This window comes from Paenibacillus sp. J22P277 (assembly GCF_059383675.1).
In genome coordinates, this window is record NZ_JBXENS010000004.1 from 132,368 (window position 1) to 159,319 (window position 26,952).

Below are 26,952 nucleotides of genomic sequence, written 5' to 3' on the forward strand. Positions count from 1 at the left end.
GCTTGTAAGAGTCCGTTTCCATTAAAAAGAAGCTTTCAGCGGCTGTGACCAACAGCTGCCGAAAGCTTCTTTTTAATTCGACCGCGCATTTCTGCGGTTAGCGCCGCAGTTGCGCCATGTCGGACATGCATTTGCCGCACAAATAACGTTCTTTAAACTCCCGAACATCCTCCAGCACGCCGCAGAATACGCAGCGCGGACGGTAGCGCTCCAAGATGATATGATCTCCCTGAACTAATATTTCCACAGGATCGCCCTCGTTCATCTGATATCTCTTTCGAAGGGATTTGGGCAGCACAATGCGCCCGAGTTGGTCCACTTTACGCACAACGCCAGCCGGTTTCACAATTACACATCTCCTGTAGTCGCAATTTGTAAGCTATCATGTGATGACAGTTTTGCATCCTACATAGGTTCGATAGTAACGGATCAATTCCTGCAAATTTTTATATTTGCTTAATATCCTGCAAATTCCGGCCGAAAATAACGCGGGTTTAGTCCAATCCCGGGAACCCCAGCTGGCGAAATGCTTCAAAAACGACAATCGCAACCGAGTTCGACAAGTTAAGCGACCTGACTTTATCTGTCATCGGCACGCGAATGCAGGTGTCCGGGTACGCGTCCAGAATGGACTGCGGCAGCCCTTTCGTCTCTTTGCCGAAAACGAAGAAATCCCCGTCGCGATAGCTCTGTTCCGCATAAACCTTGGAACTTCTGGTGCTGGCGCAGAAGAACCTCGCGTCCGGAAACAACGCCTGCAGCTCTTCGAAGGAATCGTGGTAACGGACGTCCACCGCGTACCAATAATCAAGGCCGGCCCGTTTCAGCGTCTTGTCGTCGGTTCGAAACCCGAGCGGACGCACCAAATGCAGAATCGTCCCGGTCGCGGCGCAGGTACGCGCGATATTGCCCGTATTGGCAGGAATTTCCGGTTCGACGAGTACGATATGAAATGCCATTGCTTGGAAACACCTCACTATATTTTACATAGCTTTTACGCTCTTTTAATCTTTTGTGAAAATTCGACCTTTACAATAGAACTATCATTGCACGAAAAGGAGATCATAAACGATGAAGAAGAAAATATTAATCGTCGATGACGAGCCTTCCATCTCCATGCTGCTGGAATTTAATTTGAAGCTAGCCGGCTACGAAGTCCGCTGCGTCCAAGATGGGGAGGCCGTATTCGACCTCTTGAAGCCGTTTCGTCCCGATCTCATCGTTCTCGATCTCATGCTTCCCAAAATGGATGGCATCCAAGTGTGCCGGGAACTCCGCAAACAAAACAATGCCGTTCCTATCATCATGTTAACCGCCCTGCAGGACGTTACAGACAAAATTGCCGGTCTCGACAACGGCGCTGACGATTATATGACCAAACCCTTCTCTCCGCAGGAGCTGCTCTCCCGGATTCAAGCGATCTTCCGCAGAACCCAGGCTTTGCCTGGCGCACGCGAAACGGTCGTCCATGAAATCGGACGCATGTCCGTGTTGGCCGAGCAGCGCGAGGTGCAAATCGAAGGAAAGCCGGTCGAGCTGACGCCGAAAGAGTTCGAGCTGCTGCTCTTCCTCTGCCGTCACCGCGGCAAAGTGCTTAGCCGCCAACAGCTGCTGCACGGTGTTTGGGATTATCATTTCCTGGGCGATACGCGGATCGTCGACGTCCATATCAGCCATCTGCGCGATAAGATCGAGAAGAACGCCCGTACCCCGGAGTATATCATGACCGTCCGCAACGTCGGTTACAAACTCTCCGGACCGGGAAGCGCCACGGGCACGGCCGATTCTTCGCTGGCCTAAGCTTCACTCCGTGTTCCAATCAGAAGACCGCCGTCCAATTGAGGACCGGCGGTCTTCTTTTTCCTTTTATGCAGCATGACGAAGAAAGGGCGGACGGAGGTCGGTTGGAATCGGAAAAACGAAGTGGTCGCCTTTGCAGTCGGAAATACACCTCTATACGTTCAATCAAAATTTCCGACTGCAACAGCGATTGGAGATCCAACCGGCCGGAGGCGCCGAGCCTTTCGTCATGCTCAATCCTCTTTATTCGTTGCGCTTCCGGAAATCCGCCATGAATTCCGCCAGCGCTTTGCAGCTCTCCAGCGGCACGGCATTATAGGTTGAAGCGCGCAGACCGCCCACGCTGCGATGTCCTTTCAGCCCGACGAAGCCCTGCTGCTCGGATTCCTTGACGAACTGCTTCTCCAGCTCTTCCGTGCCGAGACGGAACGTAAGGTTCATCAGGGAACGGCTGCCCAGGTCCGCGAAGCCGCGATAGAAACCGCCGCTTTGGTCGATCGCATCGTAGATCAGCTTCGTTTTATCGCGGTTAAGCTGCTCCATCGCAGCGACGCCGCCCTTCGCTTGCACCCACTTGAGCATCAGGCCGACCAGGTAAACGGAGAAAGAAGGCGGCGTGTTGTACAGGGAGTTGTTTTTGACGTGCGTGTCGTAACGAAGCATGGTCGGGAGCGTCTTGGGACTGGATTCGACAAGATCCTCGCGAACGATGACGATAGTCACGCCCGAAGGTCCCAGGTTTTTTTGCGCGCCTGCGTAAATCATGCCGAATTGGCTCACATCGACGGGACGGCTCAAGATATCGCTGGACAAATCGCCGATCAGCGTTACGTCTGCGGTTGCCGGATATGCGGCATATTGCGTGCCCTCGATCGTTTCGTTGGACGTGATGTGCAGGTAAGCTGCGTTATCGGGAACCCGAATCTCGCTCAGCTGCGGGATGCGGTTGAATTTGTCGGCTTCCGACGTCGCCGCGATTGCCGTATCGCCGAACAATTTCGCTTCTTTGATGGCCTTTTCCGCCCAACTCCCCGTATGCACGAACGCGGCCGTCTTGCCCGCCGTCAGCAAATTCATCGGAATCATCGCGAATTGCGTGCTCGCTCCGCCTTGCAGGAATAAGATTTTATAATGGCTCGGAATGCCGTATAATTCGCGCAGCAGCGACTGGGCTCCGTCATTGACGCCCTCGAAAACGCTGCTTCGGTGCGACATTTCCATGATGGACATGCCCGTCCCCGCATAATCGATAAATTCCTCTTGCGCTTGCTGCAGCACTTCCAACGGCAGCGCCGCCGGTCCGGCATTAAAGTTGTACGCGCGATTCGTCACTGACACTCACTCCACTCTTCGATTTGCTTATGAGTATGATAGCAATTTTGCGGCTTGGCATCAAGTCATAAAGTCGAACAAAAACGAAATTATGCATGAACAATATTCGGATTTAGCCACTTTCCCGGATTTTCATTTCCATCGTCCAAACGAAAAGCGAGCCCTCCGGGGAGGACTCGCCAAGAAATCGTGTATGAGAGCAAATTAGCAGTCGAAGTACAGGCTGTACTCGTGCGGATGAACGCGGATTGCGACAGCTTTTGCTTCGGAGCGTTTGAATGCTACATAGTTATCGATGAAGTCTTGCGTGAATACGCCGCCTTCGGTCAAGAACTCGGAATCGGCTTCCAGAGCGTCAAGCGCTTCGTCCAGGGAACCTGGTACCGAACGAATTTCCTTCTTGTCTTCGTCGGACAGCTCATAGATGTTTTTGTCGAACGGTCCATAACCAAGCGCGATCGGATCCAGTTTGCGTTTGATGCCGTCCAGACCTGCAAGCAGCATCGCTGCGAATGCCAGGTAAGGGTTAGCCGTGGAATCCGGCGTACGGAACTCGATGCGGCAGCCTTTCGGCGTTACGGCAGCAACCGGAATACGGATTGCAGCGGAACGATTGCCTTTCGAGAATACGAGGTTAACCGGTGCTTCGTAGCCTGGAACCAGACGTTTGAACGAGTTCGTCGAAGGGTTCGTGATCGCGATCAGCGCCGGAGCGTGATGCAGGATACCCCCGATGTAGTTCAGTGCCAGCGGGCTCAGGTTGGCGTAAGCGCCTTTCTCGTAGAACAACGGGGAATCGCCGTTGAAGATCGAGCTGTGCACGTGCATCCCGCTGCCATTGTCGCCGAAAAGCGGTTTAGGCATGAAGGTTGCGACTTTGCCCCATTGGCGGGCAACGTTGTTGATGATGTATTTATATTTCAGAAGGTTATCGGCAGTTTTCGTCAGCGTGTCGAAACGGAAGTTGATTTCGGCTTGGCCGGCAGTTGCAACCTCGTGGTGATGACGCTCGACGCGAAGGCCGGATTCTTGCATCAAACGAACCATTTCGCTGCGGATGTCTTGTTGGGAATCGACCGGAGCAACCGGTACATAGCCGCCTTTGACAGGGACTTTGTAACCAAGGTTTCCGCCCTCTTCCGTTTTAGCCGTGTTCCAGCCCGCTTCGGCGGAATCAACGGAGTAGAAGGAAGTGTTCATTTTGCTCTCGTAGCGAACATCGTCGAAAATGAAGAATTCCGATTCAGGCGCGAAGAAAGCTGCCGTACCCACGCCTGTCGTTTGCAGATATTCTTCCGCTTTTTGCGCGATGCCGCGCGGATCGCGCTCGTAGCGCTCGCCATCAGGCGTGTAAATGTTGCACATAATATTCAATGTTGGGTGATCGGTGAAAGCATCGATGAAGCTGGAATCCGTGTCCGGCATCATAACCATGTCGGACTCTTCGATACCGCGGAAACCCGGGATCGACGAACCGTCGAAAGCTACGCCGTTAACAAACGTATCGGCATCCACTTCCGTCGCAGGAAGCGTGATGTGGTGCGCGTGGCCGGACAGATCCACGAAGCGGAAATCGACAAACATGATATTGTTTTCTTTAATCGTGTCCAAAACGTTTTGAACTGACATTAGGTATTTCCTCCATTTCCGAACATTTGCGATGTGTAGGACATTAATTGTTCAACTTCTGCACTGAAACTATGACGTTATTATAGAATTAAGGCCAATCTTCGTCAATAGCTATGTTAGGTATTTTTTGACCCTATTGTAAGCTAACTTCACATAATTTTCATTTATCATTTCGGCCGCGAAAACCGGGTAAAAAAGAAAGCCGAAACGCCCCTCGGGAGAGGCATTTCGACTTCGCGTTTCCTATAACGACGCCGCTTGCGCGCCTTTTATTTGATCCATGTCGTAAAATATTCCGCGGGTTCCTTCGGCGTATCGAACCGCCTGCCGACGAGGTTGCCAAGCTGCTCCAGCTCCTTCAGAAGCTTCGCGAATTGATCCGGGAACAGGGATTGAACGCCGTCTCCCGTCATGGAGTTGTCGGGGTCGGTATGCATCTCGATAATCAGCCCGTTCGCTCCTGCGGCAACGGAAGCTTTGGACATCGGTTCCACCAGCTCGCGGCGCCCCGTGCCGTGGCTCGGGTCCGAGATGACCGGCAGATGGCTCAGCCCTTGGAGCACCGGAATGGCAGCCAAATCCAGCGTATTGCGCGTGTAAGTCTCGAATGTTCGGATTCCGCGCTCGCAAAGCATAACGTTCGGATTTCCGCCCGCAAGGATGTATTCGGCGGCATTCAGAAATTCATCGTACGTCGCGCTGAATCCGCGTTTGAGCAGCACCGGCGTTTTGACCGTTCCGAGCTTGCGAAGCAAGTCGAAGTTTTGCATATTGCGCGTGCCGACTTGAAGAATATCGGCGTACTCGCAGCAAACGTCCACGTATTCCGGCGTCATGACTTCGGTAATCGTAAGCAGGCCGTGCTTCCTGCCCGCTTCCGCCATCATCGCCAGCCCTTCTACGCCGATGCCCTGAAAGCTGTAAGGGCCCGTGCGCGGCTTGAAAGCCCCTCCGCGAAGAACCTGGCCGCCGGCTGCCTTGACGAGACGGGCGATCTCGTCGATCTGCTCCGGTGTCTCCACGGCGCAAGGGCCGCCCATGATCGTCAGGTTATCTCCGCCGATCTTGACGCCTTTGATATCGATGATCGTATCGTCGGGATGGAAATCGCGGCTCGCGAGCTTGTAGGATTTCGAGATTTTGATGACGTTCTCGACGCCCTTCATTTGACGCAGATGTTCCGCGAGCGTAGGCTCCGCCTTGCCGATGATGCCGATGACCGTACGGTCCGTTCCCCGCGACACATGCGCCTGCACGCCCGCCCGCTCGATATGTTGGACTATTTCCAGGATTCTCTCTTCCGGTTCGTTGTTCTTCGTAATTACGATCATAGGATAACGCTCCCTCTCTATCGCGCTTAGACGCGTATACGCTTTTAAGCTTCGACGCTTTTTGGCTTTTAAGCTTTTAATCGCTAAAGTAAATATACAAGAAAAAACCGGCCTCGTCAAGAGACCGGCTGGCGTTTATTCGGTTACCGGCTTGGCTTCGAGCGCGGTACGGCGCAGTTTGCGTTTCTCTTTGCGTTTATCCGCCACGTACTTGATAGCGATCCTGACGGGGAAGTAAAAGATCGCTCCTAGCAGAAACCCGTCAATAATCCCGCCCGCGATCAGCTTCAAGTTCACCAGCAAAATATGGTTGAGCCAGTCGGGAATGATCGGAATCTCGAACTTGATATGCTTCGGCAGCACCAAGCCTCCGACCATGCTGTTGACGAACGCTACCGGGATGAAGATGATTTTACCGAAAACAAATCCGACCAAAGCGCCCGCCAAGCTGGCCCGCATCCAATAAATGAGCGGAAATATCAAGAAAAACGCAAGCCCGTAGGTCGGGAGCGTGAACATTTCAACGAAAATGCCGATTGAAAATCCGAGTGCTACCATTGCGGGTCCCCCTGGAGCCCGCATTAGCTGCGTGTATTTATATTTTAGCCAACGTTGGATCGAGCGCGGTTTTCTTGATGCTGCCATAACATGCGCTCCTTTCACTACTGGGACGATTTCACGCGCATGGCCGGAAGCAATTTATTCATATTGACCGTGCGCCGAATCTCCCAAGTTTCAGGGTTCTTGTCTTCATATTGTTCCAGATACGCGATGACTTCCTTCGTCAGCGGGGTCGGCGTGGACGCTCCCGAAGTCACGGCGACGCGCTTCTTGCCGGACAGCCACCGCCTGTCGATCTCGGACACGTCCGCGACGCGGTAGGCGGGAACCCCGGCGATTTCTTCCGATACCTGAGCCAGCCGATTGGAATTGTTGCTTCGAGGATCGCCGACGACGATGCAAAGCTCCGCTTCCTTCGCCTGCTCGGCGACCGCTTCCTGCCTAACCTGCGTAGCCAGGCAAATTTCATTATGAATCTCGGCGGCGGGAAAGGCTTCGAGCAGCTTGCTGATCAAGAGACGAATATCCCATTGGGACATCGTCGTCTGATTCGTAATGATGATACGGTCCGATCGAAGCGCCAGCGACTCGATCTCCGCCTCTCGCTCGATCAAGTGCACATGCTCGGGCGCGATGCCGATCGCGCCTTCCGGCTCCGGATGTCCCTTCTTGCCGATATAGATGACTTCGTACCCCTCCGCCACTTTCTCGCGGATCAAGTCATGCGTCTTCGTCACGTCGGGGCACGTCGCGTCGACGACCGTAAGTCCTCTTTCCTTCGCGCGCTTGCGGACTTCCGGCGACACGCCGTGCGCGGTAAAGATGACGGTTCCGCTCGAAATTTGTTCCAAGATCTCGAGACGGTTCTCGCCGTCGAGCGTAATGACGCCCTCCTGCTTGAATGCTTCCGTTACATGACTATTATGAACAATCATGCCCAAAATATAGATCGGCCGCGGCAAATCCAAGTTGCGGGCCGTTTGCAACGCCAAGACCATTGCATCCACGACGCCGTAGCAATAGCCGCGCGGCGATATTTTTACAATTTCCATCGAAAACCAGCACCTGCTTTCCTGCGAAACCAACGATTAACGAGGTCATGATACCTAGTTCCTTCATTATACTTCATTCGATCTGTCGTGGAAAGCAATCGGAAGCCACACGGTAAACGTCGTTCCTTCTCCTTCGCGTGTCGAAACCTCGACGGACCCGCCGTGTTCGTCGATGATCCATTTCGCGATCGACAACCCGAGACCCGTTCCGCTCGTCTCTCCCCTGGATTCGTCGGCCCGGTAAAAGCGCTCGAAGATATGCGGAACTTCCTCATGATTCATGCCGATCCCCGTGTCCTTAATGATAATTCCGGCCTGATCCTGCGAGCGCACCGCCCTCATCTCGACATAGCCGCTGGGCGTGTACTTGAACGCATTTTCCACGAAGATGAACAGCAGCTGACGCAAGAAATCAGCGTGCGCTTCTACTTGTACGTTATGAAGGGCGCTTAGGTTCCCGATTTTCCAATCCGCGTTTCTCGGAAGCAGCTGCGCCCGGCGCGCGACGTCTTCGACAAGCGGGAGCAGCGGCTGCACCGTCTTCTCCATCTCGTATCCGGCATCGGCGCGAGCCAGCGCCAGCAGGTCGTTGACGAGGTTGGACATTCGCTTGGCTTCGCCGGCGATATCGTGCATCGCTTCCCGGGTCATCGTCATGCGATGATCGTCGGCGGACTTCGTGCCGTCCGCCGCAATCCCGGATTCCAACGCAGGCGGCCACATCCGTTCGAGCAATTCAATGTTGCCGCGAATGGTCGTAAGCGGCGTCCTGAGCTCGTGGGAAGCGTCCGATACGAACCGGCGCTGCGCCTTGTACGCTTCGTCAAGCTCGTTATAGGTCGTTTCGATCCTGCCGAGCATGCCGTTCACCGTATCGGTCAGACGCCCGAGCTCGTCGTTGGGCCCGATCCTCGGGATGCGCATGCTGAGATCGGATTCGTTCTCGATGCTGCGGGTCGCCCGAATAACGTTCTCGATCGGCCTTAGCGCCTGGCGCGCCAGAAAGAGCCCGATCGTGAAGGCAATCGCGATCACGGCGAAAGAAGCGAAAATCAAGATGGTCCGCAGGTTGCGCAAATAGTTGTCGATCGGTTCCGTGTAGACGGCGATTTGCAATATGCCGACGAGCTGATTGTTTTGTTTGAGATGCAGCGGATATTGGTACGTTAAAAATTTGTATTGGTCCACTTTGAGGGTGACGTAACCCTCCCGAATCGGCTTCTTCGGATCCGGCACCGAGAATTGCTTGTTGGCCCGCATCAAATTATCCGAACGGACGACGGCGCCGTTCGTGAAATTATACACTTGGATGTAGACGTTGCTGGCGAACGGATTATCAAAATCCAAATTAAGTCCGTTGAAGTAGTCCACGGAACCGACGATGTTCATGTTCCGCAGCTGTTCCTGAATCTCGTTCTTGGCGTCGCGGTACGAATTGTAATTGATGAACAAATAAATGGAGACGCTGAAAATCAACAGCGTTACGGCAAGAAGCGCGGAATACCAGAACGTCAAACGCAGCCGTATGGACATCGTTCGTCAGCCCCCTTCTCCCCGGAGCACGTAACCCGTGCCGCGAACCGTCTGGATCAGCCGCGAACTCCTGCCGTCCTCCGTCTTCTGGCGCAGCATGGCGATGTATACCTCGAGCACGTTGGACTCCCCGCTGTAATCGAATCCCCAAATCTTATCCATGATCGCATCGCGCGTCAGCACTCTGCGCGGATTCTGCATCAGCAGCTGGAGCAGATCGAATTCCTTCGCCGTCAAGTCGATCCTGCGTCCGCTCCGGATCGCCTCCCGCGAATCCAGATCGAGCGTTAAATCCTCGAATTGCAGCCGGCTCGAGCTCTCTTCCAGCTTATCCGGCTTGCGGCGAAGCAGCGCACGGACGCGAGCGAGCAGCTCTTCCAGCGCAAACGGCTTCACCAAATAGTCGTCGGCTCCCAGATCGAGCCCGCGAACGCGGTCTTGAATATCGTCCTTCGCGGTGAGCATCAAAATCGGAACGGAGCTGCCGCCCTCCCGGACCCGCCGGCACACTTCCCATCCGTCCACCTGCGGCATCATCACGTCCAGAATCAACAGACTCGGGTCGCTGGACAGCATCTGCTTCAAGCCCTCGAGACCGTTGTTCGCCGTCGCTACCTCGTATCCCTCGAAGGCCAGGCTGCGCCTGAGCAAAGAGGTGATTTTCTCATCGTCGTCCACTACCAATATATGCGGTCTCATGGCTATCCCCCAACGTCAGATAACTAATTTATCGAATAAAACTTCCTATATTATAACGCAAGATCAATTCCGGACGAAACTCGCACCTCCCATTATTTCCAAATAAAGAGGCGCAAGATCAGCCTATAAGACTGCTTGCGCCCTTGGAAGGTGCCCGGTTATGGGTCGTATCGGCGAACGTTATTCCCCTTGCAAATTATTCGCGTCGCAATTCAGATTATGGTTGCTGCTGCTGTTGTTGCTGTTGTTGGTTGGTTTGCGTATCAAAGTCGTTTTTGTTGCCGATCGTTACCTTCAAATCCATCTTCTGACCGTTGCGGATGATGTTCAGCGTGACGTTATCGCCGACCGATTTCTTCTTGATGACGGCGATCAGGTCATCCGGCGAATTGTATTTCGTGCCGTCCATGCCCGTAATGACGTCGTATTGTCTCAAGTCCGCCATGTAGGCCGGCGATTTGTAGATGATATCGGACACGACGGAACCGTTTTGGCTCGACAGTTCAAGCTCTTGCTCCAATGCGTCGTTGATCGGGGCGAGCGTCGCGCCGATGAACGGTACCGGCGTCTTCGGAATGGCCGTGTTCGACTTCAGATTATCCAGCACCTCGGTGATCGTGCTGGTCGGAATCGCGAATCCGATGCCTTGCGCTTGCGAGCTGACCGCCGTATTGATGCCGACGACTTCGCCGTTCAGGTTAAGCAGCGGGCCACCGGAGTTGCCGGGGTTGATGGAGGCGTCCGTTTGCAGCAAATGCTGATATTCGCGGGTGCCTTCGGTATCCGGAATGGAAATCGGACGTTCTTTGGCGCTCAGCACGCCAACCGTGACGGTATGGTCGAAGCCGTAAGGGTTACCGATCGCGACGACCCAGTCGCCGATATTGATTTTATCCGAGCTGCCGATCGGAAGCGTCGGGAACGGATTCGAGCCTTCGACTTTCAGGACGGCAAGGTCCAAGTTGTAGTCGGAGCCAAGCTTCTTCGCCACGTACGGCTTGCTGGTGCCTTGCACGGTAACTTGAACCTCGTCGGCGTCGGCCACGACGTGCTGATTCGTAAGAATATAGCCGCTGGCATCGAAGAAGAATCCGGTACCGATGCCTTCCGGCGTCAATTCTCCGCTGCCTTGGCTGCCGTTGTCCTGGCCGTTGTCTTGACCTTGGCCGCCGCTGCCGTCGTCGCCGAAGAACTGGCTGAAGAAGTCATCGAAATTGCCGCCTTGTTGGCCGCCGCCCGATTGCTGCTTCGTGAACGTCTCGATTTTGACGACCGCCGGACTCGCCTTCTCGAACAGCTGCGCGATATTGTTCGGTCTGACGACGTCGGCCGCCGCGGAGACGCTGCCGCTGTCTCCCGCCTTGCCGATCGCGGATGACGCGGAGCTCGGAGACGTTTGCGACAACGCCTGTTCCGAGGTGAACCAGTTTTCCCTATCGGAGACGAACATTAGCGATCCGACTACCACGACCCCGACCAGGAACGAAGCGAACATCGCTTTGAACGGCGAGCGGCGCGATTCTTTCGCCTGCCAACCGCTGCGCGGCGAGGCCGGCTGCGACGGCGCGAACGCTCTCAGCTGCGTCGGCGGCGTTACTTCCACATGACTGTGGTCGCTTTGAGGCACGTCGCCTTGGCGCGGCTCGAAGCCGTTATCGACGGCCCGATCGTCTTGCCCTGGGGAATCGCCCATGCCCGGCTTGAAAGGCCCGTAAGAATAATAGTAAGACGATTTCCCCGTTTCGCCGTCTTCGTGTTTTTCTTCATGCGCTCTATTAGCGGACTCGCCGTTCCCGTCGTTCCCGTCGTCATTCCCTTTGCCCGCCGGTTTAAAGAAATCGTCGTAGTCGTTTTTCTTGTTCTGATCGTCCATCGTAAATTCCTCCTTAAGTATCCCATGAGACTTGCTTGCTGCCGTTCTATAGTTCTATCATGCACAATCTACCTTAAATCAAACTTAAAATTGTTATAATGCCAAATAAAAAAACCGGGATGCCGCATACGCAGCATTACCCGGCTTCTCGGTTCCTCTATCAGCGCCGCTAGTGAAGCAGCCGCTCCTCTACCTCGACGAGCACCTTTTTCGCCTGGTTCACCCATTTGGATTCCACTTCGGCATCGGCATCGACCGGCTCCTGAAACTGATCCATCAAGCTCCCGATCGTCTTCATATGCGCTTCCTTGTCGAGCCCGTCGTTGTAGATATGCTTCAGAACGAACGGCTGGCCCAGCATGATCTTGGCATCCAAGTCCTGCGTCGTGTCGTCGATACTGCCGTTGATGACGCTGAAAGGCATCCGCAGCCAGACCATGTGCTCCTCGTCCAAGTAGCGGTCGAAATAACCGTGGTCGTAATTCCAATCTCCGCCCAGCGCGAACTGCTGCTCTTCCAGCATGCTCTTCACTTCGGTAAACTCTTTCTCGCTCGATTCCAGCTTCGATTCAAGGGGGATCATTACGGGCATTCTCCTCTTGGCCTTAGTATACCGATAAGGTTCCCGGTCCGTCTGACATTTATCCCGTCTTTACCCATCCTTTTCGATGGGCGAATACGGCCAGCTGCGTACGATCCTCGAGCTCGCATTTCATCAGCAGGTTGCTGACATGGGTCTTGACGGTCTTGATGCTGATATGAAGCTCCTCGGCGATTTCCTTATTCGACATGCCCTCCGCGATCAACAGCAGCACTTCTTTCTCCCGTTCCGTCAAGCCTTCGTCGGCTCCTTGGGCGCTCCGTTGGCGCAGCCCTCTCGTCAGCGCCTGGGAGACGTCGTGGGTCATGACCGGCATGCCCTTGCCCGCGCCGCTCAGCGCGTATATCAATTCCTCGGCGGAGACGGTTTTGAGCACATAGCTGACCGCGCCCGCCTCGACGGCGGCGACGACCTTCTCGTCCTCCAGAAAGCTCGTCAGCATGACGATCTTAAGCTCCGGAAATTCTTTCATCAGGATCCTCGTCGCTTCGACCCCGTCCATGACCGGCATCATCAGATCCATCAGCATCAGCTGCGGCGGTCCGCCCGGTATGCCGGCGCGCAGCATGTCGATGGCTTCCTTGCCGTTCGCGGCTTCCGCGATGACTTCGAATTTCGGCTCCAGCATCAAGTACGTGCGCAGGCCCGCACGCACCATATCATGGTCGTCGACAATCATGATCTTCCATCCGTCATTCGCGTTCATCGTTTCGATCGGCTCCTTTTTTGTTCACGTAGTTCGGCAGCGTGACCCTGACTCTCGTTCCGCTTCCCGGCTTGCTGATGATCGACGCGTCGCCGCCAAGCTTGCCGGCCCGCTCCCGCATCGTGGAAAGGCCGTACGATCCGCGTTTCACCTGGTCGGCCCTGAATCCGGCCCCGTCATCCTGAAGCGTCATGACGATTTGCCGCTCCGTCTCGGCAACCGTGAGCAGCGCCGTCTCCGCGCCCGCATGCTTGACGATGTTGGCCATCGCTTCCTGAATAATGAGAAATAATTGATGTTCCTTCGCATCCGAGAGCTTCTCTTTCACCCGCCACTCCAATACGCCCTGCAGGCCGTTCTGGCGGCAATAGTCCGGAAACCATTTGTCCAGCGCCTCCTGAAGCGACTTGCCTTCCAGCTCCATCGGGCGCAGCTGCGCGATGAAGCCCCGCATCTGCTTCTGCGCCATGGATGACATGGAGATGAGCTGATCCATGACGTCGCTCGCGCGATCGGGATTCAGCTCAAGCAGCTTGGGTAGCGATGAAGCGGACATATGGATGGCGAATAGCTGCTGACTGACCGTGTCGTGCAGATCCCGCGCCAGCCGGCGGCGTTCTTCCAGCACGGCCGCTTCGTTGGAAGCCGCTTCGCGCATCACCTGCTCCTCGCCGGACCGCTGGATCCACTGGGTCCGCTCGTCTAGCGATTCCAGCATGTCGTTGAACTCCCGGAAGGCAGGCGTGAACGCGCCTTCTTCCGGAAGCCGCGTGCCGTAATTTCCGTGCGCGGCCTGCTTGAGCCCGATGACCATCATATCGATCTGGCGCTGAATCCGCTTCGCGGCCCAATAACCGAAGCCCGCGCTGACGAGCAGGAACAGCGCGACGATCCCGATCCACCAATCGTCCTGCAGCTTCCGTTCCGGCAGCATGTCGCAGCCGACTTCCCAGATCAGAACCGACACAGCAGAGGAAGATATAAAAAGAAGGATCATATCCCATTTGCTGTTGCGAAACAAACGAACCATCATATGCGGATCAGCCTACCTTCGTGACCCGCACATCGCCGATGAACGTACTGACGCGCAGCCTGATTTTTTTGTCCGTATCCTGGAAGAACGGCGTCTCCACGTCGATGTTCTTGAAAATGCCGCCTTCCTTCTGCTCCAGCACCGCGACGTCGCCGACGAATGCGCTGGAGACCACTTGAACGCCGATTTCGTAGTCGTTCGGGAGATAGATCTTCACGTCCCCGATAAAGGACGAGATGTTGATCACCGTCTCGCCGGGCAATATTTGCGCTTTCGTCAAATCCAGCACCGTGTCCCCGATAAAATGAGAGATGTTCATCGGCTTGAGCTCCCAATAATCGTGACCGAGGTAGATGTCGCCGATGAAGCCCGAACGCGTCTGCACGTTAGGATCGTGGTTCCACCACTCCACGCGGTCCTTGCGGTGCGCATGGCGATGATAATGCCTGTACGCCCTGCGCTCGATCCGCTCGCGGACTTTCGCCGCGTGAATCGCGTGCCGCTCCCAGCGTTCCGCGCGCCGATCGGCGTGATGACGTTCATGACGGCCGCGCGGATCCCCGCCGGCGGATTCCCGGTAGCGGGGCGGCGCTTGACGCGCTCCTTGCTCGGGGCCAGGACCCGAGATCGGAGGGCGCTGCTCTTCCGGCCGGCCGATCTCGGCTTCGAGCTCGGCTTCGACCTCGGCTTCGACCTCGGCTTCAAGCGCATCCTCGCCGCCAAGCGGCCGCTTGGTCGGATCCGGATGAAGCGGCGGCGCGGGAGGTACCGGCTTTTCGTCCGACGGCTCGTACGTGTACGCTTTCCATTCGTTCTTCATCTCGTCGCCGATTCTCCGCTCTTCGCCGCTCCGCCGCGATTTGGGTTTAAAAATCATCGAGAGACCGAAAATGATGAGAACGAGCGGACCCGCGAATTTGAGCACGTCGCCGATCGACCACACGAACAAGTCGAGATTTCGGCCGAGAAACAAGAATCCGATTACGATCAGAACGCCCGAACCAAAGGCATTCCCGCGGCCGTAAGCCATCCGCTGCAGCAGGCCCTGTACGCCCAGAAACATCAGAATGACAGGCCAGAAGACGGAGAAGATCGCGCCGATGTCGAAATCGACGTAACCGCCCTGCCTTAACATGAGCCCCACGCCGACTACGATAATCAAGAGGCCCCACATTAATCGATTGATAAAATTACCGTTCATTGACGCCACCAGCTCCCAGATATTGTGCAAGGTTTGTACTCCAAGTATAACTGAAGGCGCAAGCGCCATAAAAGGGTCTGCCGATTGAAGCCGGCTACGTCTCGAGACGGAGATGAGACCCTCCGCTTAGAGCGCTTACATTTCAATGTCAGTTCTTGTCACTTCGCTCGTTGACATTAATGACGCGGCACTTATATAATGAGTGTCGGACTACGAATTAGTTATGAAACCTTACATATAAAACATGATGGGGGATGGAAATAATGGATGTAGCGACGCTATCCACGGGGCTGAATACCGTGTGGGTCGTGTTGACGGCCGCGATGATACTGCTCATGGAAGGCGGCTTCGCGCTGCTCGAAGCGGGCTTCGTCAGACAGAAGAACGCGGTCAGCATTATAATGAAGGTGTTTGTCGATATCACGTTTGGCGCACTCGTCTTTTATTTTGTCGGTTTCGGTCTGATGTACGGCAAGGACTCCGGCGGATGGATCGGCTCGACCGGGTTTATGCTGAGGGGCGATCTATCGCATATCCAGCTTAATATCTCGCACGAAACGTATTGGCTGTTCCAATGCGCGTTCGTCATCGCGGTCATCTCCATCGTCTCGGGGGCGGTCGCGGAACGCATCCATTTCAGGGCTTACATCTTATATGCCATCGCCATGACCGGGCTGATCTATCCGATCGCGGGCCACTGGGTGTGGGGCGTCGGCGGCTGGCTCGGCAAGCTCGGCATGATCGACTTCGCCGGATCCGCCGTCATCCATGCGCTGGGCGGCTTCGCGGCGCTCGCGGCCGCCGTCTTCATCGGCCCTCGGATCGGGAAATTCACGCCCGAAGGCAAAAGCAATATCGTGCCTCCGTCGAATTTGCCGCTTGCTTCCGTCGGCGCGTTCATTCTCTGGTTCGGCTGGTTCGGCTTCAATTCGGGCAGCACGCTGAGCGCTACCAACGGCTCGATCGGCCATATCGCCGTCACGACCATGCTTTCGGCTGCCGCCGGCGGCGCGGGCTGCATCCTGTTCACGATGTTCCGCTACAAGAAGGCGGACCCGCCGATGGTCATCAACGGCTCCTTGGCCGGACTCGTCGGCATTACCGCCGGCTGCGCGTTCGTCTCCGACGCGGCAGCCATGCTCATCGGGCTCGTCTGCGGCATCGCCATGGTACTCGTCACGGAGATGCTCGAGAACAAAGGCATCGATGATCCTGTCGGCGCCTTCGCCGTTCACGGTGTGAGCGGATCGCTCGGCACGCTGGCCGTCGGATTGTTCGCAATGCCGTCGATGACCAAAGGCGTCGGCCAGGAATACGCCGGCTTGTTCTACGGCGGCGGATGGAATTTGCTCGGCGTGCAGGCGTTCGGTCTCGTTATCGTATGCGTCTGGGGCTTCGGGCTGACCTGGATCTCGTTCCTGCTCATCAAACGGATCATGCCGGTTCGCGTCTCGAAAGACGAGGAACTGATCGGACTCGACGTCGGCATTCACGGCGTGCCCGCCTACAATCAGGATCACGACTTTCTCGACGTCGATCAATTGAAAACAAGAGGATGACCGCCAACCGGCGCCGCCCTTCCGCACGGATCACTCGTCCGCGGAAAGGCGGCGCTTTATTCGTTCGTCTTCCCGATACTCGCATGAACGCACAAAAAAACCGCCCTCTGCGCCGGGCGGTTATGCATTAGTTCAATTCTTCCGCAAGCTCGCTCGAAACCGCGATGATCTCGGAAGGATCGGATGTATTCAGGATCGCGCGCGCTTGGTCGATCTCAAGCCGGAGCGAACGCACTTTCTCCATCGGCCGCTTCACGTAGTGAATATATTCGACAGCCAGATGATGCGCCGGTTTCTTGCCGGAGATCATACGCCGAAGCGTCGACATGGACTGGTACGTGCGTTCTTCTTGCAGACGGCGTTTCTCGTAACGCTCCACCATCTGCTCGATTTCCGCGATCTCCTGCTCTCGCTTGGCGATATACGTGCTCAGGAACGGAATAACTTCGGCGGCCTTGCGATGTCTCAAACGGGAAGGCGGGATGTAGGAAATTGGATCTGTCATGATAACCCCTCTATCCTTGCATGTCATGAATGGTTACACCACTATTTTACATGATCATTATCCGTTTGAAAACCATTATATGAACGAAATTAATGGCAATTATTTGACGCCGATGTCAGCTCCCATCACACCGATCAATTGGCCGTAAGCCGAACGGATCGGAACCGAGATCGTCATGCACGGTTTCTTGGTAATCGCGGATATGTAGACGGCCGAAGTAAAAGAGCGGCCTTCCATCGCGCCTTTCCACCAGTCCCGCCCCTTGGCGTTCAGCAAGCCCGCCTCCGGCTGCGAAAATATAAACGAGCCGTCGTCGCGGTTCGACCAGACCGCCTCGAACTCGGGCAGGGCATTCAATAGCTTGATCAAGCTTTCGCGATGCGCCGCTTCGTCAAGCGCGGCAATCGCCCCGTCGGCTGCCAGTCGTTCCAGCTTCGCCAGCATCCCGCCGACGTCGAGATCGATCCGCTTCGTTTCGCGCTGCCCGCCCGCATGGGCGATGGCGTTCGTGAACTCGGCGGACGATTTGCGCAAATTCGCGCTGACGCGGTCCAGCTTCTTGATCTGCTGACGCTGTTGTCGGTTCAAAACAAGCGTCTCGTCCACGCTGCCCAGCGTTTGATCGACGGCACCCACGACATCCTTCAGCATTTCCGTCGTCGTGGTCATGCTCAGCGTCTGCCGTTGGCTCGCTTCGCTGCTTTGGCTGACCAGCTTATCGACTTCGTCGATGCGGGTGAATATCAGGTCCATCCGATCCTTGGTCTGCGCCATCTCCGCGATGCCCTGCTCCACCGCGGATCGCTCGGCATCGACCGAAGCCACGACCTGCCGGACGCCGCGATCGATCTCTTCCACCAATCCGCTGGAGCGCCGAACCGCCTCGTGGCTTTGCTCGGCAAGCTTCTTGATCTGCTGCGCGACGACCGCGAACCCCCGTCCGTATTCGCCGGCATGCGCGGCTTCGATCGAGGCGTTCAGCGCCAGAAGCGAGGTCTGCGATACGATTTCTTGAATAAAATCGTTGATTTCGTTAATCTTCGACGTCTGTTCGATCAGATCGCGAATGCTCGCATCCATCGTCCCGTTATGCTGCTGAAGGTCGTTCATGACCTTGTCGGTATTCGTCAGCGACCGGCATACGTCGAGCACGATTTCCTTCGTTTCCTTGCTCTCCGAATCCAACTGCTTGGCCGTATCGCTGATCTGCTCGGCGGATACCGCCACTTCCTGCAGCGTCGAGAAGGTTTCCCCGATACGTTGCATGGCCCGCCCGCTGCATTCGCGCAAGCCGCTTTCCGTCATGGCCGATCGATCCGCGATGTCGGTCAGTTGTCCGATCGTTTGATTGACTTCTTCCACCGCTGCGGTCAACTGATCCGAGATGACCTGGGATTCATTAATTAATTGGGCAAAAATGCCGTTGTTTTCCTTCTCGGCTTGCTTATCCGAAGTGTCCCGTGCCCTAAACCGCCGCAGCGCCTGCATCGCAACTACCACCTTAACGACAAATAATTGTCAGAATTAACTAATAGTATAGGACATCGTTCGACAAAAGAAAAGAGGGACCGCTTCAGGGTCCCTCTTTTAAGCCGTTTGGCGGCTATGTTATTTTTCCGCTTTTTGCGAAGCGGTTTTTGTCGATGCGTTAGCTGCCGTTGCATTTTCGGATGCAAATTCAGCGTTGAATTTGGACTGCGTGGACGCGTTCATTTTGTTGTTTTTGTTTTTCGCCATTGCTGCTCACCTCCCGTACATCACTTAGTATGGCAGGGCCGCAAGTCGTTTATGTAAGCGGGGGAGCGAAAAATAAGCGGGGAATTCGTCAGTTGAACATCCATTGCTTGAGCCGGCGTTTGGTGCGGTGAAGGCGGGCTTTGATCGTACCGACCGGTTCCTGCATAGCGGCTGCGATCTCCTGATCCCGGTACCCGTAGTAAAACTTGTACAACAGCAGCGCGCGGGTTCTCGGATGCAGCGCGTCCAGCAGCTCGTTGATTTCCAGCATAATCTCGTACTCGTCGCGGAAACGCCGCGTTTCCGCGCCAAGATCGCCAGCCGGGAACACCCGCTTGGATTGCTTGTTGATGTCGTTGGCGATATTGGCCGTGATGACTTTGGCCCAAGCGTGAAGCTTGTCCTGTTCCCGGAGGGAATGACGATTGGTCAATATGCGGACCCATGCCTCTTGCACGGCATCCTGGGCATCCGATTTGTTGTACACTTTCACCAGCGCAACCGAGATCATTTCATTGTACAATTGCAGCAGCTTATCTTCAACCAAGTCGAATTTCAGCGATTCTTCCCGGCCGGCTTCATCGATTGGACCTAGATCGCCGTTCACTAATAACCGCCCCCAGTTATCCATGATAACGTTTACATTAATTGTAGCACAGCAAATCTGTAAAAAAAAGAGAATGTTCAACGGCAATCGTCGAACATTCCCGATTCGGTTTCTAGGACTCCAGCAAGGCCCGAGGCAGCGTCTTCTCCGCGATCACCGCCTGATTCAGCTCGGCCACCCTGGCTTCGGTCAGCTTGCCGTTTCCCCGTTTTAGCACGTAGACGGTCACCTTGCGTTTTCCCCACTGCTTGAAGACCTGCTTCCTTGTTTCGAAATACAGGTCGATTTTTTTTCCTTTAATCGCGGACCCCGTATCCGCCACGATGCCGTAGCCGTAGCCCGGTACGTAAAGGACGGTTCCGATCGGAAACACTTTCGGATCCGCCGCGATCGTGGAGACGAAATCCCGTCGGACTTTGACGCCGGAATACGTAATGCCGTACTGCGGGTGGCCCGGCTTCTTGCCGGTTGATTCCACTCCGGCCGTATATCCCGTTGCCACGACTTGCATATGATGAAGGTTCTTGGTCATAACTGCGGTTACGACCGTCTCCCGGACTTCGCGCTTTTCCTTCGGCGGCTGCACTTGGGCCGTAACGGCTGCCGTGCATTCCTGATCGAAGACGAGGCCGAGCAGCAAGAGTACTGCGGCGATTGCGGCCGATATAAGGCGATGAAACGATAAAAAGCTTGTCATCATTTGGGTTTGTAAGCCTCCTTATCACGAAGGATACCCAATGACGACAAGCTTTATGCGGCGTTTCGCGACGCCTTACCGGACGATGGAATCGTTAGTTTATTCGCTTTTTATAGATGTTTCGTCGCGATTTCATCCTGCAGCAGCGCGATCAGTTCCGCCACCGGCTTGGAGCCGAGATCGCCTTCGCCGCGTTTCCGCACGGAGACGGTTTCCGAATTCGCTTCGCTCTCGCCGACGACGAGCATGTACGGCGCCTTCTCGAGCTGAGCCTCGCGGATCTTGTAGCCGAGCTTCTCGTTGCGCAGATCGTTCTCGACGCGGATGCCGGCCAATTGGAGCTTCTCCTCGAGCGCGCGCGCATAGCCTTCGTAGGCCGTCGATACCGGAATGATTTTGGCTTGCACCGGCGACAGCCAGAGCGGCAGCGCGCCCGCGAAATTCTCCAGCAGGAACGCCATCATGCGCTCCATCGTACTGATGATGCCGCGGTGAATGACGACCGGACGGTGCTTCTTGCCGTCGTCGCCGACGTATTCCAACTCGAAGCGCTCTGGCAGCAGGAAGTCCAGCTGCGCGGTGGAGAGCGTTTCTTCTTTGCCGAGCGCCGTCTTGATCTGCACGTCGAGCTTCGGACCGTAGAAGGCCGCTTCGCCTTCGGCTTCGAAGAACGGCAGCTCCAATTCCTCGACGACCTCGCGCAGCATGCGCTGCGACATCTCCCACATCTCGTCGTTTTGGAAATATTTTTCCGTATCCTGCGGATCGCGGTACGACAAGCGGAACCGGTATTCCTTGATGCCGAAATCCTCGTACACTTGGCGGATGAGATTGACGACGCGCGCGAATTCGTCCTTGATTTGGTCCGGACGGCAGAAGATGTGCGCATCGTTCAGCGTCATCGCGCGTACGCGGTGCAAGCCCGTCAAGGCGCCGGACATCTCGTAGCGGTGCATCGTGCCGAGCTCGGCGACGCGGACCGGCAAGTCGCGGTACGAGCGCATCTCGCTCTTGAACACCATCATATGATGCGGGCAGTTCATCGGACGAAGCACGAGCTCCTCGTTGTCCATGATCATCTTCGGGAACATGTCTTCGCTGTAATGCTCCCAGTGGCCGCTCGTTTTGTACAATTCCACGTTCGCCAGCACCGGCGTGTAGACGTGCTGGTAGCCCAGACGCTCTTCCAGATCCACGATGTAGCGTTCCATCGTTCTGCGCACGCGCGCGCCGTTCGGCAGCCAGAGCGGCAGGCCTTGGCCGACTTCGCGGGAAAACGTGAACATCTTCAGCTCGCGGCCGAGTTTGCGGTGATCGCGTTTCTTCGCTTCCTCCAGGAAATGCAGATGCTCGTCGAGCTGCGCTTTCTTCGGAAACGCCGTGCCGTAGATGCGCTGCAGCATTTTATTCTTGGAATCGCCGCGCCAGTAAGCGCCAGCGATGCTCAGCAGCTTGAACGCCTTGATGCGGCCGGTGGACGGCAGATGAGGTCCGCGGCAGAGATCGAAGAATTCGCCTTGGTCGTAAATCGTAAGCTGCACGTCCTGCGGCAGGTCGCGAATCAGTTCCAGTTTCAGCGGATCGTTGATTTCCGTGAAGATCGCGATCGCTTCATCGCGGCTGACGACGCGCCGGCGAATCGGCAGGTCCTCCTTTACGATGCGCTCCATCTCTTTCTCGATTTTCTCGAGATCCTCGGCGGTCAGCGTCTCGTCCATGTCGATGTCGTAATAGAAACCGTCTTCGATGACCGGACCGATGCCGAGCTTCACATTGCGTTCCGGGTACAGCCGCTTGATCGCCTGCGCCATCAAATGCGCCGTGCTGTGACGGTACACTTCCACCCCGTCGGCGGAATCCAGCGTCAGGATTTCCACCGCCGCATCGCTCTCGATCGGCGTATAGAGATCGACCGTCTTGCCGTCGATTTTGCCCGCCACCGCGTTCTTCCGAAGTCCCGTGCTGATGGACCCCGCCACGTCTTCAATCGTTGCGCCTTGCTCGTATTCCCGGACGGCGCCGTCCGGCAGCTTCACTTGAATTGCCATGGTCTTCGTTCCTCCCGAACTGAAAAGTGATGTTGGCTGCGGCGCGCGCCCAAATAAAAAAGCACGCATCCCGCGAAGGGACGAGTGCTTGTTGATGACCCGTGGTTCCACCCTAGTTCAACCGGCGAACGCTTCAAAAGCGAGGCCGATCCTTGTAGACGTTCCGTAACGGGAACGAACCGATGCGGCTTACCGCCAAGCGGATGCTTGGTTTCAACCTCACAGCTACAAAGGGGTATATCGCCGCTGCAGCGCGAGGAAATTTCAGCCGGGTTTCCTCTCTCTGGGTCGTGCGAGGGCGGGGATACATATCTTTGTCAATGCTTTTGGATAGCTATAATTATAAAACGCTGCGCCTCGCGGGTCAAGCCTGATTCCCCGAGCAAACCCCGTTTACGGGATCACGTTGCGAATCCGTTTCCCTGGCGTCGTATCGGCCGCGGGGATGGCTTTGCCCGATTCATCGAAATGGTGACCGCATTGGCCGCACGAGCAGCACAGTCTGACGCGGTGCTCGAAGATCGTCTCCAGCGTCCGCATCACCGGGAGTTCCGGCTGCCTCGTATGAATGACGATCTGCTGAGGGGACACCGTGATCAGGGTGCTGACGATCATATCCTCCATATTCATTTCGGATTCCAGCATTTCCGCCACGATGCGGTCTGCCGGCACCGTATCGAGCAGCTGAAATTCCTGGTCGTAGAGCACGAATTCGCTTCCGCCCTTGTGCAAGACATGGACAATGGGGAGCTTCACTTCCTGCATCCGCACGAAGTATTTGAGCAGCGAGATAAACTCCTGGTATTGTTTATCCATCACGTATTCGTCGACGGCGTAAGCTACGACGTCCTTGAGTTCCTGCCAATACGCGGCCAAGCGGAACGAAACGAATCCATCCAAATGAAGCCGCGTATTGCTTGAAAGAAATTGCTCGAGCTCGTCGGCGACCTTCCCCATGCGGCGCTCCATATCCGAATGTCGCATCTCCGCCGCATTATCCTCCTCCTGAGGCGCGGCGACGGCAGAGCCGTACAGAATATTGTGGCAATACCGCGATAAAGCCTCGATCTCCGAAGATTCCTCGTAATGGAATTGCTTCCGGATGATCGCCTTTAACAGCATCGGCTCCAACTCGCTCAGGATATACCGGGCGAACGCCACGGCCGACTTGCGGTAAAGCGGCGGTCCGTCCGTCTCCAGCTGGAACCGCGGCATGCTTGCGACGCACGTGATTTGCATGCCTTCGTAAGCCGGTCGCGTAAAGCCGGCCGCATCCGAAAGGTCTTCGCTATGTAAATCGACGAATTCTTCGCTCAAATAGCGATGAAGGCGATCGATCGCTTCATGAGAAGCCGAGTGCAAAGAAACAGTGAAAAGTTCCATAGGCTCACTCCTAAAAGTTTTTGCGAGCTTGAGGGCCGCGTTCTCTTCGGCCATTCGAAGCAAAAACTGCTTCGAAAGCATACGCTTAAGTTTTTGCGAGCTTGAGGGCCGCGTTCTCTTCGGCCATTCGAAGCAAAAACTGCTTCGAAAGCATACGCTTAAGTTTTTGCGAGCTTGAGGGCCGCGTTCTCTTCGGCCATTCGAAGCAAAAACTGCTTCGAAAGCATAAGCTTAAGTTTTTGCGAATGCAAAGCCGCGATATTTCAGGGTCAGAATTGTTTTAATTGATGGAGCCGATTCAACTGCCCGCATGTAATATTCGGAATCTGAAAGCGGGCTTTGCCGGCTGTTTCAAGCGTGAAGCGCCGCCGGTTTTTGCCGGACGAACCATCGATTCGCGGGATATAAACACGATGTCGGGCTTCCATAACAGTATATGGTTCAGGGAAAGCATATATACGATGTATGCACTGGCTGCCTTGTGCGGGGATTGGAATGACAGGTGAATTGTGGTATATTGAGCCTAAACAGAGCCCTTCTTATACGGAGTGAATGCATTGGACAATGAGTCGATTAACTATAATAGATATCGCTGGAACCGTATGCTGCTCAACGGGTTCTGGTTCATTTTGGTGCTCACGATCGTATTGGAATGCCTTTACTTGACCATTACGGAGGAACCTCCCGGCCAATTTATCCGCCAGTACATGATCAAACCGTCCGCGCTGCAGCTGGTCACGATCCTGTTTGCCGAGTCCATGCTGCGTTTTCTGAAGGGCAAATACCAGGACTATATCCTCATCTTCATCTCCACCGTGCTTTCCTTTATCATCGTGTATATCCACAACTCCCTGAACTACTTGCTGCTCGCGCTTTTCCTGCCCGTCATGGTGTCCATCTTTTACTTTCAGCTCAAAAAACTGGCGTTTGCTTTGATTAATACGCTCTGCGCGCTGTACCTGCTGTATTGGACCAACGATCTCGTCAACGAGAACATGACGCTCGCCGGCCTAACTACGATTACGGTCATGTTCAGCGTGTACTCGCTGGTGGCATGGGGGATTCTCAGCCGCGGAAGAGAGCTGCTCGAGCATCTGAAATCCTACTTCGAGTCGCACCAGCAGCTGCTCGTGAAGACGATCTGGATGGACAAGCTGGCCAAGACCGACGCATTGACCGACCTGTACAACCACATAACGTTCCATGAGTATTTCGAACGGCTGATCGACCAGAACGAACGCAATCACCTGCCCTTGCAGCTAGCCATCGTAGACATCGACAATTTCAAGCAAGTGAACGATACGTACGGCCACCGCGCCGGGGACGCCGTGCTGAAATCCGTCGCCGATATCATCCGGGCCAACGCCGGCACGAATGATTTCGTCGCCCGATATGGAGGAGAAGAATTCGCCGTTCTGTACACGGACAAGCCGCATGGCGAAGCCCATGCCATCGTGGAACGAATGCGCGAGGAGATTGCCAAAGTCACGCACAGCAGCTTGAACGGCAAACCCGTCACCGTCAGCGTCGGCTTCGCGGAATATTCGACGGGCGAAGGCAAAGAGCATTTCTTCAACCGGGTCGATGCCGCCCTGTACAAGGCGAAGAACACCGGCAAAAATCGTACGATCGTCGCTTCCGATCCGCACGACAGTCAAAGCCAACTGGCCTAACGGCGAGCGGCATTCCGCCTCAGAAACAAACCTGAAACGCAACATAAGCCCTTAACGCAATAGATGCCGCATACCGCCTTAAACGCAAAAAAGCTTCCACCCAGCGAAACCAAATTCGCTGATGAGGAAGCTTTTTTCATACCCTGCTATGCCGTTAGTTAGTTCTGCATGATAAAATCGTTCTGCGCTTGTTCGGATCCTTCGTATACCTTCAGGATCTCGTAACGCGTATTCCGCTGCGCCGGGATTTTGCCCGCTTCGCGGATGATCTGCAGCGTCGAGCCGATGTTGACCTTATGGGTCGTGCCGGCTGCCGAGACGACGTTCTCTTCGATCATCGTGCTGCCGAAATCGTTGCAGCCGTAGGAGAGCGTCAGTTTGCCGATCTCCGGCCCCATCGTTACCCACGAGGACTGGAAATTGTCGATGTTGTCGAGCGTGATGCGGCTGATCGCCAGCGTCTTCAAGTATTCCTCAGGCGTAGCCTTCTCCCGCTTCATGTTCGTGTTCTCCGGCTGGAACGTCCAAGGAATGAACGCCAGGAACCCTTTGGAATCGTAACCGTTCGCGATGCAATCGTCCTGCGCGTCGCGGACGCGAAGCAGATGAAGCGCGCGCTCTTCCATTTCTTCTCCGAAGCCGATGACCATCGTCGCCGTCGAATTCATGCCGAGTTTATGTCCGGTCCGCATGACGTCCATCCAGTCCGTCCATGACCCCTTCAGACGGCTGATTTTCTTTCTCGTTCGGTCGTCCAGAATTTCGCCGCCGCCGCCCGGCAAAGAGTCGAGTCCCGCCTGGTTCAGCTCGCGAAGCACCTGCTCCAGCGACAGCCCCGACAAGGTGACCATCTTCTGGATCTCCGCGGGCGAGAAGGAATGCATCGTAATCGTCGGGTAATGCTGTTTGATTTTACGCAACAAGTCCAAATAATACGAGAACGGCAGATCGGGGTTGACGCCGCCCTGCATCAGAATTTCAGTCCCGTTTACGTCGATCGTTTCCTGAATCTTCTGCAGGATCGTCTCGTCCGAAAGCACGTAGCCTTCCTTCGAACCGGGCGCGCGGTAAAACGCGCAGAACCGGCAGTACACGTCGCACACGTTCGTATAGTTGATATTTCGTCCGATCACGAACGTCGTAATCGGATCCGGATGGCGCCTCATCATCAACTGATTGGCGACATGGCCCATTTTCTCGATTTCATCGGATTCGAACAGCGTCACGCATTCTTCCAATCCGATTCGTTCTCCTTGCAATGCTTTATCTAAAATGCGATCGATGATCTGCAATGCGGAGACCTCCTTCTCTGTCAACATTTCCGTTACACCGGCAGGCTTCAATTTATACTACCATAAACGCGAATGGCCGTCATATGGCATGCGGATAAGC

25 protein-coding genes are annotated in these 26,952 nt (G+C 55.3%); 3 read left to right on the forward strand and 22 right to left on the reverse strand.

Annotated elements, in window-relative coordinates; genetic code table 11:
* Positions 1 to 97: 97 nt before the first annotated feature.
* Together AC50YL_RS13920 and trmL are read right to left on the reverse strand one after the other, a co-directional pair.
* A complete protein-coding gene (locus AC50YL_RS13920) occupies positions 98 to 346 on the reverse strand; it encodes an AbrB/MazE/SpoVT family DNA-binding domain-containing protein (RefSeq protein WP_161744932.1) in 249 nt (82 codons plus the stop codon).
* Positions 347 to 494: 148 nt separating this feature from the next.
* Positions 495 to 959: a tRNA (uridine(34)/cytosine(34)/5-carboxymethylaminomethyluridine(34)-2'-O)-methyltransferase TrmL gene (trmL, locus tag AC50YL_RS13925; RefSeq protein ID WP_494832785.1), complete on the reverse strand. Its 465-nt coding sequence runs from the start codon at positions 957 to 959 to the stop codon at positions 495 to 497.
* Between the two features lie 112 nt (positions 960 to 1,071).
* Here trmL and AC50YL_RS13930 point away from each other — a divergent pair, with 112 nt between their 5' ends.
* Entirely contained in the window at positions 1,072 to 1,800 is a 729-nt protein-coding gene (locus AC50YL_RS13930; RefSeq protein ID WP_161744934.1) for a response regulator transcription factor, read from the forward strand.
* Between the two features lie 243 nt (positions 1,801 to 2,043).
* Here the strand turns inward: AC50YL_RS13930 and serC are convergent, their stop codons facing one another.
* From serC to liaF, 12 genes are all read right to left on the reverse strand, one after another.
* Positions 2,044 to 3,132: a 3-phosphoserine/phosphohydroxythreonine transaminase gene (serC, locus tag AC50YL_RS13935; RefSeq protein WP_494833407.1), complete on the reverse strand. Its 1,089-nt coding sequence runs from the start codon at positions 3,130 to 3,132 to the stop codon at positions 2,044 to 2,046.
* Between the two features lie 204 nt (positions 3,133 to 3,336).
* Positions 3,337 to 4,761, reverse strand: coding sequence for a type I glutamate--ammonia ligase (glnA, locus tag AC50YL_RS13940; protein ID WP_494832788.1), 1,425 nt, complete (start codon positions 4,759 to 4,761; stop codon positions 3,337 to 3,339).
* Between the two features lie 269 nt (positions 4,762 to 5,030).
* Positions 5,031 to 6,092 (reverse strand): 3-deoxy-7-phosphoheptulonate synthase, encoded by a 1,062-nt coding sequence (gene aroF / locus AC50YL_RS13945; RefSeq protein WP_494832790.1) that lies wholly within the window; start codon positions 6,090 to 6,092, stop codon positions 5,031 to 5,033.
* A gap of 135 nt (positions 6,093 to 6,227) precedes the next feature.
* Positions 6,228 to 6,737, reverse strand: a complete 510-nt coding sequence (locus tag AC50YL_RS13950) for a DUF2062 domain-containing protein (protein WP_494832792.1) — start codon at positions 6,735 to 6,737, stop codon at positions 6,228 to 6,230.
* 17 nt (positions 6,738 to 6,754) lie between these two features.
* The gene (locus AC50YL_RS13955; RefSeq protein WP_494832794.1) at positions 6,755 to 7,705 is read right to left on the reverse strand and encodes a 4-hydroxy-3-methylbut-2-enyl diphosphate reductase; all 951 of its coding nucleotides are present in this window, start codon (positions 7,703 to 7,705) and stop codon (positions 6,755 to 6,757) included.
* A 66-nt stretch (positions 7,706 to 7,771) separates the two neighbouring features.
* Positions 7,772 to 9,238 (reverse strand): sensor histidine kinase, encoded by a 1,467-nt coding sequence (locus AC50YL_RS13960; RefSeq protein ID WP_494832796.1) that lies wholly within the window; start codon positions 9,236 to 9,238, stop codon positions 7,772 to 7,774.
* 6 nt (positions 9,239 to 9,244) lie between these two features.
* Positions 9,245 to 9,937: a response regulator transcription factor gene (locus AC50YL_RS13965; protein ID WP_494832798.1), complete on the reverse strand. Its 693-nt coding sequence runs from the start codon at positions 9,935 to 9,937 to the stop codon at positions 9,245 to 9,247.
* 217 nt (positions 9,938 to 10,154) lie between these two features.
* Complete coding sequence (locus AC50YL_RS13970; protein ID WP_494832800.1) at positions 10,155 to 11,810, reverse strand: S1C family serine protease; 1,656 nt, start codon at positions 11,808 to 11,810, stop codon at positions 10,155 to 10,157.
* Positions 11,811 to 11,979: 169 nt separating this feature from the next.
* Positions 11,980 to 12,393, reverse strand: a complete 414-nt coding sequence (locus AC50YL_RS13975) for a YugN family protein (RefSeq protein WP_494832802.1) — start codon at positions 12,391 to 12,393, stop codon at positions 11,980 to 11,982.
* Positions 12,394 to 12,451: 58 nt separating this feature from the next.
* On the reverse strand, positions 12,452 to 13,117 hold the full coding sequence (locus AC50YL_RS13980) for a response regulator (protein WP_494832804.1): 666 nt from the start codon (positions 13,115 to 13,117) through the stop codon (positions 12,452 to 12,454).
* Complete coding sequence (locus AC50YL_RS13985) at positions 13,104 to 14,150, reverse strand: sensor histidine kinase (protein ID WP_494832806.1); 1,047 nt, start codon at positions 14,148 to 14,150, stop codon at positions 13,104 to 13,106. Before AC50YL_RS13985 ends, AC50YL_RS13980 begins: the two co-directional genes overlap by 14 nt.
* 7 nt (positions 14,151 to 14,157) lie before the next feature.
* Positions 14,158 to 15,351, reverse strand: coding sequence for a cell wall-active antibiotics response protein LiaF (gene liaF, locus AC50YL_RS13990; RefSeq protein ID WP_494832808.1), 1,194 nt, complete (start codon positions 15,349 to 15,351; stop codon positions 14,158 to 14,160).
* Between the two features lie 263 nt (positions 15,352 to 15,614).
* Between liaF and AC50YL_RS13995 the strand changes: the two genes are divergently transcribed.
* Positions 15,615 to 16,910 (forward strand): ammonium transporter, encoded by a 1,296-nt coding sequence (locus AC50YL_RS13995; RefSeq protein WP_494832810.1) that lies wholly within the window; start codon positions 15,615 to 15,617, stop codon positions 16,908 to 16,910.
* A 127-nt stretch (positions 16,911 to 17,037) separates the two neighbouring features.
* Here AC50YL_RS13995 and AC50YL_RS14000 read toward each other — a convergent pair whose 3' ends face one another.
* From AC50YL_RS14000 to AC50YL_RS14030, 7 genes are all read right to left on the reverse strand, one after another.
* A complete protein-coding gene (locus tag AC50YL_RS14000) occupies positions 17,038 to 17,415 on the reverse strand; it encodes a hypothetical protein (protein ID WP_494832811.1) in 378 nt (125 codons plus the stop codon).
* Between the two features lie 99 nt (positions 17,416 to 17,514).
* Entirely contained in the window at positions 17,515 to 18,903 is a 1,389-nt protein-coding gene (locus AC50YL_RS14005) for a methyl-accepting chemotaxis protein (RefSeq protein WP_494832813.1), read from the reverse strand.
* 120 nt (positions 18,904 to 19,023) lie between these two features.
* Positions 19,024 to 19,152: a hypothetical protein gene (locus AC50YL_RS14010; protein WP_494832815.1), complete on the reverse strand. Its 129-nt coding sequence runs from the start codon at positions 19,150 to 19,152 to the stop codon at positions 19,024 to 19,026.
* Between the two features lie 88 nt (positions 19,153 to 19,240).
* The gene (locus AC50YL_RS14015) at positions 19,241 to 19,759 is read right to left on the reverse strand and encodes an RNA polymerase sigma factor (RefSeq protein WP_494832817.1); all 519 of its coding nucleotides are present in this window, start codon (positions 19,757 to 19,759) and stop codon (positions 19,241 to 19,243) included.
* Positions 19,760 to 19,871: 112 nt separating this feature from the next.
* Entirely contained in the window at positions 19,872 to 20,456 is a 585-nt protein-coding gene (locus tag AC50YL_RS14020; RefSeq protein ID WP_494833408.1) for a 3D domain-containing protein, read from the reverse strand.
* Between the two features lie 110 nt (positions 20,457 to 20,566).
* Positions 20,567 to 22,504 (reverse strand): threonine--tRNA ligase, encoded by a 1,938-nt coding sequence (thrS, locus tag AC50YL_RS14025; protein ID WP_494832818.1) that lies wholly within the window; start codon positions 22,502 to 22,504, stop codon positions 20,567 to 20,569.
* A gap of 393 nt (positions 22,505 to 22,897) precedes the next feature.
* Positions 22,898 to 23,887, reverse strand: coding sequence for a putative sporulation protein YtxC (locus AC50YL_RS14030; protein WP_494832820.1), 990 nt, complete (start codon positions 23,885 to 23,887; stop codon positions 22,898 to 22,900).
* A 557-nt stretch (positions 23,888 to 24,444) separates the two neighbouring features.
* Between AC50YL_RS14030 and AC50YL_RS14035 the strand changes: the two genes are divergently transcribed.
* Complete coding sequence (locus AC50YL_RS14035) at positions 24,445 to 25,560, forward strand: GGDEF domain-containing protein (protein WP_494832822.1); 1,116 nt, start codon at positions 24,445 to 24,447, stop codon at positions 25,558 to 25,560.
* A gap of 158 nt (positions 25,561 to 25,718) precedes the next feature.
* Here AC50YL_RS14035 and mqnC read toward each other — a convergent pair whose 3' ends face one another.
* Entirely contained in the window at positions 25,719 to 26,852 is a 1,134-nt protein-coding gene (gene mqnC / locus AC50YL_RS14040) for a cyclic dehypoxanthinyl futalosine synthase (protein ID WP_161744966.1), read from the reverse strand.
* Positions 26,853 to 26,952 lie beyond the last annotated feature (100 nt).